This window comes from Pseudoalteromonas sp. CNAT2-18.1, from assembly GCF_022347865.1.
GTDB classification, from domain to species: domain Bacteria; phylum Pseudomonadota; class Gammaproteobacteria; order Enterobacterales; family Alteromonadaceae; genus Pseudoalteromonas; species Pseudoalteromonas ruthenica.
In genome coordinates, this window is the sequence record NZ_JAKRFR010000003.1 from 16,814 (window position 1) to 32,242 (window position 15,429).

Here is a 15,429-nt window from a genome sequence, read left to right on the forward strand (position 1 = left end):
ATGCCGGCGAAATGCGGATATCGCAAAATTGCCGCGCATCATAGCATAATTGAAAAAAAATAGCTGCTTATTCTGGCTGTACGTAGTCAACCACCTCAAGGTGGAAACCTGACAGCGCATGATACTTCTTCGGCATGCTCATTAAGCGCATTTTGGTGATGCCTAAATCCGCTAAGATTTGCGAGCCGATGCCCACGGTGCGCGATGTTCCCTGGATTTTACGGTGGTTGGCACTTTCGCCAGCATCTTCCAAAGCAAAGGCCTTAACCATAGCTTCGATATCTTCACTGCGCTCTTGCTTACCAAGGATAACCAACACACCATCATGTTCAGCGATATAGGCCATGGCGTTAGACAATGTCCAACTGCGGTCCGCGCCTCGATCGGAAAGTAAAATATCGTTAAAGGTGCTTTGTAAATGCACCCGCACTAAGGTTGGGTCGCTGATATCACCTTTGATCATCGCATAGTGCAGCTGACCATCGATGGTGTCTTTGTAGGTAACTAGATCAAACTCACCGTACTGTGTTGGTAGTTTACACTTCGCCACTTGCTCGATGGTGGTTTCGTTAAGATTACGGTACTCGATTAAATCGGCAATAGTGCCCATTTTTATGCCATGCTCTTTAGCAAAGACTTCGAGTTGCGGACGACGCGCCATGGTGCCATCGGGGTTCAGGATTTCGACGATAACCGAGGACGGCTCAAGGCCCGCAAGGCGTGCTAAATCGCAGCCAGCCTCAGTATGCCCTGCACGTGTCAGTACGCCGCCAGGCTGTGCCATAATGGGGAAAATATGCCCCGGCTGGACGATGTCTTCTGGCACTGCTCCTTTGGCAACAGCGGCTTGTACCGTGCGGGCACGATCTGCGGCCGAAATACCGGTGGTCACCCCTTTTGCCGCTTCAATGGATAAGGTAAAGTTGGTTGAGAATTGCGCGCCATTATTACTGACCATTAAAGGCAGTGCTAATTGTTCACAACGCGCCTGGGTAAGCGTCAAGCAAATAAGGCCTCGGCCATAGGTGGCCATGAAATTAATGGCATCGGCGCTGATGTGTTCGGCGGCGATAATGAGATCGCCTTCGTTTTCACGATCTTCATCATCCATGAGGATAACCATCTTGCCATTTTTAATGTCGTCGATGATCTCCGCTGCGGTGTTTAAACTCATATCTTGCCCATTATCGTTTATTTTATAAATCCAGCTTGCGCCAGCAAGCTCTCGGAAACTGAGGATTGAGGCTGCTCAGCCTTGGCGCCATTAATTAGGCGCTCTAAATAGCGAGCTATTTGGTCAACCTCAAGGTTAACCTGGGTGCCCACTTGAAAATCTGCAATCGTGGTTTGCTCTAAAGTGTGCGGCACAATGGTCAGCTTAAAGCGACTACCGTGAACCTCGTTGACGGTCAAACTGGCACCATCAATACACACTGAACCTTTATAGGGAATATACTTCATCAGTTCGGCGTCGGTTTGCAGCCAATACTCAATAGCGCGGGCGTTGCTACGCACATCAACCACTTCGGCAATGCCGTCTACGTGCCCAGAAACCAAATGACCCCCTAACCTTGATAATGGCTGCAGCGCCTTTTCAAGATTAACACGTTGGCCTTGCTGGTAATGCGCAAAGCGTGTGAGTGATAAGGTTTCGCGCGATACGTCGGCACTGAACCCATCACTGAATTTTTGTGTCACCGTAAGGCAAACGCCGTTCGTGGCAATGCTGTCACCCAAGGCCACATCGTCCATGTTGAGACTATCGCTGCTGACGCGCACTTTTAAATCGCCATCAACAAAAGTGAGTGAACTTAAGGTTCCGGTTGCTTCTATAATGCCTGTAAACATGGCTATTCCACTGCTCTTTTATCTAGGGTAAGGCGCACATCTTCGCCTATGGGGCGCATATCGATAAATTGCATCTGTTCAATGTCGTTCATATCGGCAAATGGACCTATGTTCACCAGCCCTTTGGCACCTTGGCCCATAAGTTTAGGGGCTAAATAAACCACATAGCGGTCAATAAGCCGCTGCTTCGCAAAGGCTCCCGCTAGGGTCGCGCCTCCTTCAAGCCACAGCGAATTAATATCATCTGCAGCCAGTTGCGTGAGTAACGCGGCTAAATCTACATGGCCATCGTTATCCCCGGCGACATGCAACTCGGTTACATTGTTGGGCCATTGCTGCACTTTATCAAGCGCAGGAGCTGTGCGTGAGCGCACGATAATAATCTTACCGGGCGTCTGCATTAACGCTAAATCGGGTGTGAGCCGATAGCGACTGTCGATAATCACCCGCACCGGTTGACGCACTTGCGCCAGCGGGTAATCGGCAAGTTGCTGTTCGTTTAGGCGCACATTTAATTGCGCATTGTCGCTTATCACCGTATCGGCACCCGAGACAATGGCGCAATGTTGCGCTCGCAAGCTATGCACATCAGCACGGGCGTCACTGCAAGTAATCCATTTACTTTGGCCATTGGCGAGCGCTGTTTTGCCATCAATGCTGGCTGCTAGTTTGCAGGTGACAAACGGGCGCTGAGTACGCATACGTTTTAAAAAGCCCGTATTAAGCGCTTCGGCTTGGGCACCGAGCAAACCATACTCAACGTCGATGCCAGCGGCCTCAAGCATCGCCATGCCCCGGCCACTGACTTGCGGATTAGGGTCTTGCATAGCACACACTACTTTAGCAACTTTGGCGGCTATCAAGGCGCCAGCACAAGGGCCGGTGCGGCCGGTATGGCTGCACGGCTCTAAGGTCACATATGCGGTGGCTCCCTCGGCATTTTCTGCAGCGGCATTTAAGGCATGAATTTCTGCGTGCGGCGTCCCCGCCTGAATGTGAAAGCCTTCGCCAATCACCTTATCATCTTTAACCAACACGCAGCCCACATTCGGATTGGGGGTGGTGGTAAAACGCCCCTGCCAGGCTAAGGCAATAGCGCGGCGCATAAAGTGCTCATCTTGTGCACTGAAGCTCATATTAATCCCCTAGACGGGCGATTTCTTCGCCAAATTCACGGATATCTTCAAACGAGCGGTACACCGATGCAAAGCGCACATAGGCCACTTTATCCAGCCCTTTCAGCGCTTCCATAATACATTCGCCAATAAGCAAAGAGCTGACCTCTCGCTCACCGGTAGCTCGAATTTGCGATTTGATTTGATGCACCACCTCATCAACCTGCTCGGTTTTCACCGGCCGCCTTTCTAAGGCACGATGTAAGCCGTTAAGGAGCTTATCTTCGTTGAATGGTTCACGTGAGCCGTCCCGTTTAATCACGCGCGGCATTACCAACTCGGCGCCTTCAAAAGTAGTGAAACGTTCATGGCAATCAATGCATTCGCGACGGCGTCGAACCTGATGGCCGCCGCCCACTAACCGGGAGTCGATAACCTTGGTATCTTTGGCGCTGCAAAAAGGACAATGCATAGTGACTGGGGTTCCTGTAGAAAACAAAAAGGCCGCTATTTTTGCGGCCTTTATCATACACAAATGTTTGCCTAATGGCTATTTAGTGCAGCTTAGGCATACACTGGAAACTTAGCACAGATTGCTTTCACTTGCTCTTTCACTTTTGCCTGAACATCAGTGCTTTCGATGTTATCAAGTACATCGCAGATCCAGCCAGCAAGTTCTTTCGCTTCTGCTTCTTTGAAGCCACGGCGAGTAATCGCTGGTGAACCAAGACGTAAACCAGAAGTGACAAACGGTGAACGTGGGTCATTCGGTACTGAGTTCTTATTCACCGTGATATTGGCGTTACCGAGTGCTGCATCAGCATCTTTACCGGTAATGTCTTTATCGATTAAATCAAGCAGGAATAGGTGGTTGTCCGTTTTTCCTGATACCACTTTATAACCGCGCTCTTGTAACACTGATACCATTGCTTGTGCGTTAGCCACAACCTGTTGCTGGTATGCTTTAAATTCTGGCTGTAGCGCTTCTTTGAAAGCCACCGCTTTGGCTGCAATAACATGACACAGTGGGCCACCTTGACCGCCTGGGAAAACCGCGCTGTTAAGCTTCTTATAAATATCTTCATCACCACAATTAGAGATGATTAAACCGCCGCGTGGGCCCGCTAGCGTTTTGTGCGTGGTGGTGGTGATCACATGTGCGTAAGGCACTGGGCTTGGGTACACACCGGCAGCGATAAGGCCAGCTACGTGTGCCATATCTACAAATAAGTAAGCACCGACTTTATCGGCAATCTCGCGGAAACGCTGCCAATCAACGATACCAGAATAAGCTGAGAAACCACCAATGATCATCTTTGGCTTGTGCTCAAGGGCAAGGGCTTCAACTTGATCGTAATCGATCTCGCCGGTTTGCTCATTCAAACCATATTGAATGGCATTGTAGGTTTTGCCTGAGAAGTTTACATGTGCACCATGAGTTAAGTGACCGCCATGAGCTAAGCTCATGCCTAGTACAGTGTCGTGTGGCTGAAGTAGCGCTTGAAACACTGCGGCGTTAGCTTGCGAACCGGCATGCGGTTGCACGTTTGCATACTCAGTGCCAAACAGCTCGTTAGCACGGTCAATCGCCAGTTGCTCAACAACGTCGACGTGCTCACAACCACCGTAGTAGCGTTTGCCCGGATAGCCTTCGGCATATTTATTGGTAAGCTGTGAGCCCTGCGCTTCAAGTACGCGTGGACTACAGTAGTTTTCCGAGGCAATAAGCTCAATATGCTCTTCTTGACGAGAAACCTCATCGCCCATCGCTTTGGCAAGTTCTGGATCAAAGTCTGCAATGTTCATGCTACGTTCTAACATGCTGTCTCCTAGGTGCAACGTAATTGTCGATTTGAAAGGTGTTATTGTACGCGCAAACCGCGCATTTGCCTATCAAGGATGTGTGAGCTTATTTAAACAAGGATTGAATTTTTTTCACAGCCCTAAAAGAATGATATTTTTAAATCCAAAACATAATAAAAATAAATAAAAAATCACTATTTTATTTTTATTGCTAATGAAAAAATCGACTTTTCAGTATCAGTGCCGGTAACTTGTCACTATGATCAATAAGCCGCCCAGCAATCACATGGATCACCCCTTGGTGGTTTTCTATTACCCCTTTTACTTCCAATAAACGTGCGGTTAGAAAGGCTTGTTGCTGGGCCTTCGCCGTTGCCTGCCACACCACGACATTGGTGTTGCCGGTTTCATCTTCCAAAGTTAGAAATGTCACCCCGGCGGCACTGCCTGGTGATTGCCGTCCAGTGACCAAGCCAGCAATAGTGACACTGGCGCCACTGCGACAAAGACGCAATTGCTGGGCGGTTTTTGCGTGCTGTAATCCCCCTTCGGCGCGTAAATAACACAGGGGGTGCGCGCCCATATTGACCCCCATACTGGCATAATCTTCTAGGGTATCCTGTAACTTACTTGGCGGTGCTAATGGCAATGCATCGCTCTGTTCACCAAAGAGCGGTAACCGCTGTTGTTTGTCGATAATCTGCCAGCGGCTATTAAAGCGGTCTTGCGCTATGCTCGCGAGTGCATTGCTGCTCGCTAACGCTTCTAATTCTACCTCGCGCAAGCCGCTTTGATATAGCTCACTGACGCTGTGGTATCCGGCTATTGGCCGTTGTTTAACAAGCTGTTGCGCACTTTGCTGACGAAACCCTTTAACGCAACACAGCCCTAAGCGTATCGCGAAACTTTGCCCTTGGCGTACCAGCTGGTGCTCCCACACTGAGGTGTTGATATCAACGGGCAACACCGTAACCTGGTGACGTCGCGCGTCCTGCATGAGCTGGTCTAATGAATAAAAGCCCATGGGTAAGCTGTTTGCTAAGGCGCAGAAAAACGCACTCGGGTAATAATATTTTAAGTAAGCAGAGACATAGGCCAGCACCGCAAAGCTCGCCGAATGCGACTCGGGAAAGCCATATTCGCCAAAACCACAAATTTGTTGATAGATACGCTCAGCAAATTGCTGCTCGTACCCGCGCGCTAACATGCCAGTGATGAGTTTACGTTTAAACTGAGTCAGCTCGCCATCACGTTTCCATTTAGCCATGGCCCGACGTAGCTGGTCGGCTTCACCGCCACTGAAGCCTGCAGCGACCATGGCAATTTTAATCACCTGCTCTTGAAATATCGGCACCCCTAAGGTGCGCTTAAGGACTTGCTCAACTTCTTTAGAGGGGTAAGCGATGGTCTCTGTGCCATCGCGGCGCTTTAGAAACGGGTGTACCATATCCCCCTGAATGGGCCCAGGGCGCACAATGGCAATTTGAATCACTAAGTCGTAGTAACACCGTGGTTTAAGCCTTGGCAACATACTCATTTGTGCGCGCGATTCAATTTGGAATACCCCGACGGTATCGGCGCGTTGTAACATCGCGAACACCTGAGGATCATCGCCGAGGCGGGTAATATCAGCAATGCTGATACGGTGTTGGTAATGTTGCGCCAGTAACTTGAAGCAGCGGTGAATAGCACTGAGCATACCCAAGGCAAGTACATCGACTTTCAATAAGGCGAGGCTTTCAAGGTCATCCTTATCCCACTGAATCACGGTGCGCTCGGCCATTGCCGCATTTTCCACTGGCACTAGCTCATGCAGCGGACCTTGCGAGATCACAAAGCCACCCACATGCTGGGATAAATGCCGAGGAAAGCCGCGAATTTCATCTACTAAGCGGAAAAAATGTTGGTTAATGGCCACATCCGGGTCAAGGCCAAGCTTTATCAGTTGCGCCTGCCATTGCTCGCTGCCATGGCGGTGATTAAGCTGCTTAATATAGTAATCCAGTTGTGTTTCACTAAACCCTAACGCCTTGCCAACATCACGAATGGCACTTTTCAAACGATAGGTGATCACCGTTGCAGCTAAAGCAGCTCGCTGCCGCCCATATTTGCGGTAAATATATTGAAACACTTCTTCTCGGCGCTGGTGTTCGAAGTCGACGTCAATATCCGGGGGCTCATTGCGCTCCTTGGAAATAAAGCGTTCAAATAAGACATCAATTTGTCGGGGATCTACCGCCGTGATTTCCAAGCAATAGCACACCACGGAATTGGCCGCCGAACCTCGCCCTTGATAAAGAATATCGCGACTTTTGGCAAAGCAAACAATATCGTAGATAGTTAAAAAAAAGGGCTCATATTGCTGCTCGCTAATCAGCTTGAGTTCTTTATCTATTTGCGCTTGCAGGTGTGCCGGTGGGGGCCCGCCAAAGCGTTTGTTCGCGCCTTCGGATACCAAGGCACGCAAGTGCTCACTGGCACTTAACCCCTTAGGTACTAGCTCATGTGGGTATTGATAGCTGAGCTCATCGAGATTGAAAGTACAGGCTTGGCTAATATGCACTGTTGCTGCGAGTTGCGCTGGCGAAAACAGCTTGGCTAACTTAGCTTTTGGTCGCAGTGCGCGCTCCGCGTTGGTGAGTAAGGCCGCGCCTAGCTCGGGGACCGATTTCCCGGCGGCAATGGCGCTGAGCACATGCTGCAACGGCAAACGTTCGGCGCTATGCATTAGTGCCCCACCAACGGCTACAGTCGTTAGCTGATGGTGTTGCGCTAAGGCCTCGATATAAGTCAAATACTCGGGTTCAAAGCTGCTTAGATGACGCTGTACGCCAATGTAAAGGTGGTTGTTATAGTGGCGCTTAAGCCACTTTCCCCAGTGCAGGTCATGTTCACTCAACACCTGCCCCTGGCCTTGGGGCAGCCAAATAAGTATACAGCCTTGCAGAGTTTTCAAATCCCACTCACTAAGCTGATAATGACCTTTGGCAGTGCGCCGACGGGCGTTAGTGATCACCCGACATAGTTGGCTGTAGGCTTTTTTAGTGGGGCACAGGGCAATAAAATGTAAGTGTTGATAATGAAAAGAGCTGCCCACGATTAAACGCAGCGGCAGTTGCCGCTCTTTAATATAACTATGCGCCCGCACCACTGCGGCAACAGAGCATTCATCACACAAAGCCAAAGCCTGATACCCCAGCTCACATGCTTGCGCCACCAGCTCTTCGGGGTGCGAAGCACCACTGAGAAAACTAAAGTTACTCTGACAAAAGAGCTCACTGTATTGCACAGCATTCATTAGGCGAAGTACCCCTGTACAAACCAACCCTGATGCTTGTCTTTGAACAACCAACATAATTGCCCTTGGGCATTTTCACCAATGTAATAGTCACGTTCAATTAATTGCTGTTGCCACCAATGGCTTTGTATCCGCTCTGGGCCGCGTAATAAACAAACCTGCTCGCTAAGCACTTGTGGTTCCAGTAAAAAATTAGGGCGCAGAGGGGCTGTTTTTTTACTGGAGCTGGAGATGCTATAGCTGTGTAAAGGGCTTTCCTTCACTTGCGTATACTCAGGGATATGCGCATTAGTGCAATGCAAGTGATAACAATGTTGCGCCCCTAAGCGCGCGTGTAATACCCCTAGCAACTGCTGTTTTGCCAGCCCTTGCTGGCGCTTATCAAATAAGTTTTGGCTTTCACCTAAGGCATCACTGAATTGCTCACAGGTTAATTGCACGGCAATAACGGGAGCATCCAAGCTAAGGGTCTCAAGCTTAACTTGAACTAAAGTTAACCAAGGTACTAACTGCCCTTGTGGTGCCACACTATGAACCGCAAACAGCTGTGTGGGTAATTCGCGAAAATAAAAGCTAAACTGCAGCTTCTGGGTGTGCAATTGCATTTGCCGTAAATAAGCACATAAATGCTCACATAGGGTGGTCATCACCGGGAGTAAACGCGCGCTCTCGTCTATTTCAAAATTCAGCTCTTGCAAGCGCTGAAAGTACTGACTAGGTTGGTAAAAGCGATAGTAGCGCCCTTTTTTTGGTAAACGCACATGCCCTAGCTGCCCCTGCAAACGGGTTATGTAGTCCAATAATTCATAGGGAAAGCGTTGGCGTAGCTCGGCCTTAGGCAGCGCTAATAGCTGCCCAATCGTATTCAAGCCTAAGCGCGCCAATTGATGGTGGTATTGGCTACTTATACGCAACGCACTCACTGGCAACTGTTCCAAGCGGTGCTGTGCCGTAGCGGGGCTGTCAGTGATCATCTCAGTGCCCGCACGCGCTAACACTTCCGCCGCTTCAATACTCGGTGCACAACCATAGCGATAGTGTTGCAACCACTGCCTAAATACCCCTTGCAGCGCCTTAAATAGCTGCTCAATATCAGGATAGAGCATCCGCATACTGTGGGTCGCAAAAATTAAGCAGTCACTCCCACATAGAATAATATCGCCAGTACGCTGGTAACAATGCTGCGCTATTTGTTGTAATAGCTGGCGCTCAAGCTGTTCATCATAGGCAAACACAGCCAATGTATTGCACAGGGCCGCCGCACTAGCGAGCCCCATCCCCGGCTTAATGCCGGCCTGTTGCGCTGGCGGGTTACTTTGCACCACCTTATCTTTGCACACTAAAATAGCCGGCTCAGTCAGTGCCCGACATTGCAATTGCAAATCACAAAAGTGCACAGCTAAGAACATCAGCCTACCTCAACATGCTGTAACGGCTCATTATCGCCTCCCTTGAAAACCTGATGAAGGTCGCTGTAATGTAAAAAAGGCCATAGCTGAGTGCGCCTTAGGTGTACTTCGCCACTGGCAAAACGCCCTTGTTGGCGCAATAAGCGCACGGTTAAACCACTGTCAGTGGGCAAGATATGCACACTCAGCTGTACCGGCAGTGAGCAAGGCTGGGTGCTATAACTGAGCAAGACCAGCACCGCTTGCGATTGCTGACAGGCTAAGTTAAAACGCCGAACTTGGGTAAAGGATAGGCCTTCCTGCCATAACCATATTAAGGCACAACTGCTGCTACGAGCACATTGCTCTGCCGCCCACAGCGCCTCACTGTCACTTTTTGGTCGTAAAATAACGACGCGCTCGCTGGCTATCTGCAACTGGGCAAGCCAATGGGCACAAGGTTCTGCCGGGGGGTTAATAAGGATAATTAAACCCGATTGCTGCGCGCTTAGTAGTGCTTGCAGTAACCTAAATTCACCGATTGCCGGCTGGCTAAAAACACTGATCACCCCAGCATCAGGCCAACCGCCTTGCAATAAAGCATCAAGCTCAGAAAACCCTGTTAGTGTGTATGTTAACGGGCACGACCCTGTCTGTTCGCTCTGTGCTTTTGCATTGAAAATTAACCCTTGATGCTGCATTGAGGCTAATGTTGAATTCATAACCACCACCCAAAATACTGTTTATTTATACAGTATATACGATTTAAAAACTGCTCCCCAAGTTGTTTTCAAGAAGTATTTATAACAGCTTGTAATAACGGAGTTTTTAGTTCAGTTTCTAAGCGAGAAATGGCATAGTAGCTATTTACACGAAGGGTCATGCTCTCCATGATTGGCAACAGCTCGACAGCAATAGTAGTGAGTTCTGCTATCACTCTAGACTTACTGCGTGGCAGTGATGCAGCAGCGCTCTACCATGCGGTAGAGCAGAGCCGCGAACATCTATCGCGCTCAATGCCGTGGGAGCGCAATATCGTTGATAATGCCAGTGCCAAACACTACATTACGCAGCGCCTTAACAGCCCGTTGCCAGGCGCCAAATGGTTCGCTATTTACTTTCATAGTGAATTTGCTGGGGTATTCGCTATCAAGCATATAGACCCTCATACCCAAGTCTGTGAATTAGGTTACTGGTTAGCGAATATAGCGCGGGGACACAGAGTCATAGACAGTATCTTGGCTTACATCATTCCCTACTTGAGGGCGCGAGAAGATGTGCACTTCGTACACTTTCACTGCTTGGAAGATAGCCTCGCCAGCATCAACATTGCGCAGCGCGCAGGGGCGGTGTTAAAGATGAAAATAGCCAATCAACTGGGTATCGCTAAGGACACCCAGTATATGTGCATTTATCAGCTCGCGATAAAGGTTCACACCTAATGTACTGCGTCGCGTTGGCGACTATGTGCTTGCTGTTCACTGTTATTCACCACCGTACAGAGCTGCTCGATGCCATCGAGCAGGCGCAAGCTATAACGGTGCAGTAAATCAGCATTAATGCTATTGATATGATTATGTTTCACGGCCGGAATCGTGGTCCATTGCTGCCAATTAATGGCGCTGTTATCAGCCCCTTTTTCATCGGCCATAACAATGACATCCGGTGCACTTAATAATACATTTTCAACACTGATTTGCGGATAATCAGCGCGACTATCGGCAAATACATTGTCACCACCACACAGCTCGATTGCTTTACCGATCAGCGTATTATTATTCACCGTCATCATGGGTTTTGGCCACAACTGATAAAACACCTTTTTACGCTGTTGTGAAGCACTTTGGTATTGCTCTTTTAAGCGTTGATAGCGCTGCTCAAATTGAGCAGCAACTTGCTCTGCTTCTATTGCGTGGCCGGTAAGTTCGCCAATCGCACGGATCTCTTTGGCGATATCTAATGGCCCTTCCACTTGACTGACTAGCAGCGGCACACCTAGGCGCTTCAATGCTTCGATGTCTTTGGCTTTGTTACCACTTTGCCACACCACCACTAAGGTTGGTTGTAGTGCCAATACCTTTTCAATTTGAATACCATAATAACCACCAATACGGGGGATATCCTGAGCCGCCTGCGGGTAGTCTGCGTGCTCAACGGTCGCGACGATGTGTTCGCCGGCGCCAATGGCATAAAGGTTTTCCACAATATGAGGAGCAAGAGCAATAATGCGCTGCTCACTGTGACCATAAGTATTAAGGCTGGCACACAGCATCCATAGCAACATCAAGATACGCATTAGTAATCAAACCCCGCACGCGCTTTAATGCCGGCCTCAAAGGCATGTTTTACATTACGAACCTCACTGACGGTATCGGCCAGTTCAGTTAAACGTCGATGAGCACCTCGCCCAGTAATAATCACTGATTGCATGGGTGGGCGGTTTTGTAGTGCAGCGAGCACCTCATCAAGATCTAAATAATCATAGGTGATCATATAGGTAAGCTCGTCGAGCAACACCAAGTCGATGCTGCTATCTTGTAAATAAACCTTAGCTTGCTGCCAAGTTTGCTGTGCTGCCTGGGTATCCGCTTCACGGTTTTGCGTCTCCCACGTAAAGCCTGTTTCCATCACCGCAAAAGGCACCCCTACCTGAGCTAATAAGTTGCGCTCACCGCACTCCCACAAGCCTTTAATAAATTGTACCACCGCCGCTTTTTGGCCATGACCAACACAACGGGCAACGGTACCAAAGCCAGATGTTGACTTCCCCTTCCCGTTGCCAGTGATCACTTGTAACACTCCCTGTTCGGTTTGCGCTTCGGCAATACGTGCATCCACTTCACTTTTCACTTTTTGCTGACGTTTTTTATGTTGTTCGTTTTTATCCGCCATTTACAACTCCATGATTGCATTAACCTTTATGGTCAAGTACGGGTTACTGAACACAGCCTCTAAGAGAGCGATATACTCAGTCTGTTACTCTATTCGTCGGCGCTTATGACCTATAACACAGCTTCTTGTTTACACCTTTTTGAGCCAAAAGCAGGTGAAATATATCACTGTATTACAAAAACGAGTAATCACTCATGCTCAGTATACGCTAGTGGTAGGGTAATAAAACAGGGACTTCGGTCATGCACGCTTTTGCACATCAACCACATACACCTAGCTGTAGCGATGACTCCGCTATGGATGGCAGTGTAGCTGGGCTATTTGCACACCAACAACAAAAAAGTTTACTCAAGCAACAACTTACAACGTCACCCATCCACCTAGAGAGTGATGCACTTAACGCCTTAGTCGTCGATACAGCACGCCAAATTATCACTCCACATAGTTTTGACCGAGATGCTGTTAGTAAGCAGTTAAACTCGTTATTTACACACTTTAGTGCTTTATACGACCAAGCGGAACTTACCGCCAATGAACGCCGACAGCAGTTTATCCATCAGCATGGACTGGTGATGGCACCTAACTATTGTATTCATACTATCAAAGATACGCTGCGTGTTAGTCGCTATTTGCGTGCCATAGATAAAGCGGTAACCGCGCTTTTAGATGACGAGCAAGGACAACTGCATATCGCTTACCCTGCTTGCGGTCCTTTTGCTCCTCTATTAGTGCCCTTATTGAGTTATTACCAAAGCCAGGGGATTGATGGTCGTCGATTGCGCGTCACTTTTATCGATATACAACCCGGCGCTATCAAGGCTCTGCATCACCTACTTGCCCAGTTAGGGCTACAAGAATACGTGCACCAGCTATATTGCGGCGATGCCTGCCAGTACAACGCGCCTATGTTATTTGATCTTGTGGTGGTTGAGGCAATGCAGCATGGCTTTAGCCGCGAGGGTCACCTAGCGATTGCTCGCCATTTTGCCAAGCAGCTGAGCCACACTGGCTACCTTATCCCCGAACGAATAGATATTCATGCCATGCTTAATGTGGCTCAACGGGAATATGTAGAGCAGTGGCAGCAGCACGGTTTAACGCCACAAGAACAGCACCAATTGCAAGCCGAGGTTGCCAGTGAGCGCACCGAGCTGGGGCAAATCATGAGCCTAACCGCTGACAGTTTAAAAGCGATGGCCCCCCAACAGATTAATGAGCAGCAACAACTCATTGAAGGAGCAACGCTGCGCATTCCTCATCTGCCTGAAAAGGCCGATAAACAAACCCTTAGTTTATACACCGATATCTCCCTATTCGCTGGAGAAACACTGAATTTGTATGAATCTGGGATCACTCACCCACTGCCTGACTTATCTGTTTGTATTAACTTTGAACCTCAAGACCGTCATCCCGATGATACCGTGGCGCAATCAGGCGATGAACTCAAATTTTATTATTGCCTCAATGGCTTACCTGGATTCCTAGTGACTAAGGTACATCACCATGACTAAGCCACGCATTGTCATCTACGCCAGCTCCTTGTTCGCTTGGCCTTGTATTGAGAAACTACAGCAAACGGAGCAACTGGTAGGCGTGATAACCCCAGATCCGAGTCAATATCAGCAAGGCAAAGAAGCACTTTTGTTATTGTTAAATACCCTAGCAACTAACAACATTGCTTTTGAAGCTGTGTGTAAAGAAAAGCTCCACCTGGTCCCCAGCCATCTTTCGCATTTTACGGCAGACTTAGCGCTGGTTATGGGCTTTCGCTATCGCTTACCTTCTTCCGTGTTGAGCCATTATCCCCGTGGCATCATCAACTGCCACGCCTCCAAACTTCCAGAGTACGCTGGACGCGACCCAATCTATTGGCAAATACGTAATCAAGAAACACACAGCGCACTGACTTGGCACCATATGAGTGAACAGCTTGATAGTGGTCAAGTAGTACTGCAAGAGCCCGCGATGATTTCCGCTGAAGACACCTATGCCAGCCTAACCCAACGATTCGCATATTTAGCGTTACATTCATTAGATGCTCTTCTTAATGAGCTCGGAAATAGCCAGCAGCAGCATGTCAACTCAGTGTCGGCATTAGCGCTCCCTCCACCTCATATTGACCTTGATTTTAGCCAGTTTGGTGCGGGTCAAATTGATGCGCTTACGCGAGCAAGCAATGGTCATTTTGGTCGTGTGCTATGCAAAGCTAAAGGAATGCATATTGAAGTTATTCAAGCCACGGCTGTCGATTACCCAAATTACGGTGTCGCTCCTGGCACTGTGGTGATGATATCTCAAGAGCATGGACTTGTGGTAAGCAGTCAAAGTGGCTGTGTGCGTTTGGATATTCTCGCCTGCGAGCTTGGCGTCCTCAGTGGCGAACGTCTTGCGCACCTTATCCACTTAGATGCCGGTGAGCGTCTAAACAACTCAGAATTCTTACAACAGCAAGCATAAGGAATACCACAATGGAAGCATTTTTAGGACAAATTCAACCTTTTGGCTTTAATTTTGCCCCTCGCGGCTGGGCACTGTGTGCTGGGCAGCTCCTGTCTATCAGTTCAAACACCGCGTTATTTTCTTTACTCGGCACTAACTACGGTGGTGACGGCCGTACCACCTATGGTTTACCAGATTTACGTGGGCGTACGGCTGTGGGCGAAGGCAATCACCCAGGAAGCCAGTTTAACTGGAAAATGGGCGATACCAGGGGCGCGGAAACCCATACTCTTACTCCTGTAGAGCTACCATCGCATAGTGCCACAGCATCACTGTCTGGGGTAACGGGCACCCTAGCTGCGACCACTGTAGAGGGCACTTCTGCATCACCGCAGGACGGCTTTATATTAGCAACCGCTCTGCCCGGTAGCTCTCCTGCGGACCAGCCTGAAAAAATCTATGCTCCCGCGAATAGCGGCAGTAACGTTAGCTTAGCGGGTGTGTCTTTAAACGGCACGGCTACTGTAATGAGCCCTGGTGGCGATCGAAGCTTTAATATTCTGCAACCTACCTTGGGAGTGAATTACTCTATCGCTGAAGTAGGTATTTTCCCATCTAGGAACTAAACTTGACAGAAAACAAGGAC

General features: G+C 48.9%; 14 protein-coding genes. 4 read left to right on the top strand and 10 right to left on the bottom strand.

Going from position 1 to position 15,429, the window contains the following annotated elements:
* Positions 1-67: 67 nt before the first annotated feature.
* The 8 genes from ribBA to MHM94_RS06995 all read right to left on the bottom strand — a co-directional run bounded on the left by ribBA (position 68) and on the right by MHM94_RS06995 (position 10,174).
* A complete protein-coding gene (gene ribBA, locus MHM94_RS06960) occupies positions 68-1,174 on the bottom strand; it encodes a bifunctional 3,4-dihydroxy-2-butanone-4-phosphate synthase/GTP cyclohydrolase II (RefSeq protein WP_138509829.1) in 1,107 nt (368 codons plus the stop codon).
* A gap of 17 nt (positions 1,175-1,191) precedes the next feature.
* Positions 1,192-1,848, bottom strand: a complete 657-nt coding sequence (locus MHM94_RS06965) for a riboflavin synthase (protein WP_235419425.1) — start codon at positions 1,846-1,848, stop codon at positions 1,192-1,194.
* A 2-nt stretch (positions 1,849-1,850) separates the two neighbouring features.
* On the bottom strand, positions 1,851-2,984 hold the full coding sequence (ribD, locus tag MHM94_RS06970; RefSeq protein WP_235419424.1) for a bifunctional diaminohydroxyphosphoribosylaminopyrimidine deaminase/5-amino-6-(5-phosphoribosylamino)uracil reductase RibD: 1,134 nt from the start codon (positions 2,982-2,984) through the stop codon (positions 1,851-1,853).
* Position 2,985: 1 nt separating this feature from the next.
* Complete coding sequence (nrdR, locus tag MHM94_RS06975) at positions 2,986-3,435, bottom strand: transcriptional regulator NrdR (RefSeq protein WP_026111229.1); 450 nt, start codon at positions 3,433-3,435, stop codon at positions 2,986-2,988.
* Positions 3,436-3,527: 92 nt separating this feature from the next.
* Positions 3,528-4,784, bottom strand: coding sequence for a serine hydroxymethyltransferase (gene glyA, locus MHM94_RS06980; RefSeq protein ID WP_022945772.1), 1,257 nt, complete (start codon positions 4,782-4,784; stop codon positions 3,528-3,530).
* A 193-nt stretch (positions 4,785-4,977) separates the two neighbouring features.
* The gene (locus MHM94_RS06985; protein WP_235419422.1) at positions 4,978-8,064 is read right to left on the bottom strand and encodes an error-prone DNA polymerase; all 3,087 of its coding nucleotides are present in this window, start codon (positions 8,062-8,064) and stop codon (positions 4,978-4,980) included.
* Positions 8,064-9,473 (bottom strand): DNA polymerase Y family protein, encoded by a 1,410-nt coding sequence (locus tag MHM94_RS06990; protein ID WP_235419421.1) that lies wholly within the window; start codon positions 9,471-9,473, stop codon positions 8,064-8,066. The genes MHM94_RS06985 and MHM94_RS06990 overlap by 1 nt, the downstream gene beginning before the upstream one ends.
* Positions 9,473-10,174 (bottom strand): hypothetical protein, encoded by a 702-nt coding sequence (locus tag MHM94_RS06995; RefSeq protein WP_235419419.1) that lies wholly within the window; start codon positions 10,172-10,174, stop codon positions 9,473-9,475. The genes MHM94_RS06990 and MHM94_RS06995 overlap by 1 nt, the downstream gene beginning before the upstream one ends.
* A 198-nt stretch (positions 10,175-10,372) precedes the next feature.
* Between MHM94_RS06995 and MHM94_RS07000 the strand changes: the two genes are divergently transcribed.
* Complete coding sequence (locus MHM94_RS07000) at positions 10,373-10,894, top strand: GNAT family N-acetyltransferase (RefSeq protein WP_235419417.1); 522 nt, start codon at positions 10,373-10,375, stop codon at positions 10,892-10,894.
* Here MHM94_RS07000 and MHM94_RS07005 read toward each other — a convergent pair.
* Both MHM94_RS07005 and cobO read right to left on the bottom strand, forming a co-directional pair.
* Complete coding sequence (locus MHM94_RS07005; RefSeq protein WP_130144766.1) at positions 10,891-11,748, bottom strand: cobalamin-binding protein; 858 nt, start codon at positions 11,746-11,748, stop codon at positions 10,891-10,893. The two genes, MHM94_RS07000 and MHM94_RS07005, sit on opposite strands and share 4 nt — an antisense overlap.
* On the bottom strand, positions 11,748-12,344 hold the full coding sequence (cobO, locus tag MHM94_RS07010; RefSeq protein ID WP_053910531.1) for a cob(I)yrinic acid a,c-diamide adenosyltransferase: 597 nt from the start codon (positions 12,342-12,344) through the stop codon (positions 11,748-11,750). The genes MHM94_RS07005 and cobO overlap by 1 nt, the downstream gene beginning before the upstream one ends.
* A gap of 242 nt (positions 12,345-12,586) precedes the next feature.
* On the opposite strand from cobO, the gene MHM94_RS07015 reads away from it, so the two are divergent.
* Genes MHM94_RS07015 through MHM94_RS07025 form a run of 3 tightly spaced genes read left to right on the top strand, consistent with a single transcriptional unit; the run spans position 12,587 to position 15,409 of the window.
* Positions 12,587-13,855 carry a hypothetical protein gene (locus MHM94_RS07015; RefSeq protein ID WP_235419415.1) on the top strand — a complete coding sequence of 423 codons (1,269 nt, stop codon included), beginning with the start codon at positions 12,587-12,589 and terminating at the stop codon, positions 13,853-13,855.
* Entirely contained in the window at positions 13,848-14,801 is a 954-nt protein-coding gene (locus MHM94_RS07020; RefSeq protein ID WP_235419413.1) for a formyltransferase family protein, read from the top strand. Before MHM94_RS07015 ends, MHM94_RS07020 begins: the two co-directional genes overlap by 8 nt.
* A gap of 11 nt (positions 14,802-14,812) precedes the next feature.
* Positions 14,813-15,409 (top strand): tail fiber protein, encoded by a 597-nt coding sequence (locus tag MHM94_RS07025; protein ID WP_151173095.1) that lies wholly within the window; start codon positions 14,813-14,815, stop codon positions 15,407-15,409.
* Positions 15,410-15,429: the final 20 nt, after the last annotated feature.

What these genes read in the sequence shown, in the direction of transcription:
- ribBA (WP_138509829.1), bottom strand. Translation starts at nt 1,174, where the DNA reads ATGAGTTTAAACACCGCAGCGGAGATCATCGACGACATTAAAAATGGC.
- MHM94_RS06965 (WP_235419425.1), bottom strand. Translation starts at nt 1,848, where the DNA reads ATGTTTACAGGCATTATAGAAGCAACCGGAACCTTAAGTTCACTCACT.
- ribD (WP_235419424.1), bottom strand. Translation starts at nt 2,984, where the DNA reads ATGAGCTTCAGTGCACAAGATGAGCACTTTATGCGCCGCGCTATTGCC.
- nrdR (WP_026111229.1), bottom strand. Translation starts at nt 3,435, where the DNA reads ATGCATTGTCCTTTTTGCAGCGCCAAAGATACCAAGGTTATCGACTCC.
- glyA (WP_022945772.1), bottom strand. Translation starts at nt 4,784, where the DNA reads ATGTTAGAACGTAGCATGAACATTGCAGACTTTGATCCAGAACTTGCC.
- MHM94_RS06985 (WP_235419422.1), bottom strand. Translation starts at nt 8,064, where the DNA reads ATGAATGCTGTGCAATACAGTGAGCTCTTTTGTCAGAGTAACTTTAGT.
- MHM94_RS06990 (WP_235419421.1), bottom strand. Translation starts at nt 9,473, where the DNA reads ATGTTCTTAGCTGTGCACTTTTGTGATTTGCAATTGCAATGTCGGGCA.
- MHM94_RS06995 (WP_235419419.1), bottom strand. Translation starts at nt 10,174, where the DNA reads ATGAATTCAACATTAGCCTCAATGCAGCATCAAGGGTTAATTTTCAAT.
- MHM94_RS07005 (WP_130144766.1), bottom strand. Translation starts at nt 11,748, where the DNA reads ATGCGTATCTTGATGTTGCTATGGATGCTGTGTGCCAGCCTTAATACT.
- cobO (WP_053910531.1), bottom strand. Translation starts at nt 12,344, where the DNA reads ATGGCGGATAAAAACGAACAACATAAAAAACGTCAGCAAAAAGTGAAA.
- MHM94_RS07015 (WP_235419415.1), top strand. Translation starts at nt 12,587, where the DNA reads ATGCACGCTTTTGCACATCAACCACATACACCTAGCTGTAGCGATGAC.
- MHM94_RS07020 (WP_235419413.1), top strand. Translation starts at nt 13,848, where the DNA reads ATGACTAAGCCACGCATTGTCATCTACGCCAGCTCCTTGTTCGCTTGG.
- MHM94_RS07025 (WP_151173095.1), top strand. Translation starts at nt 14,813, where the DNA reads ATGGAAGCATTTTTAGGACAAATTCAACCTTTTGGCTTTAATTTTGCC.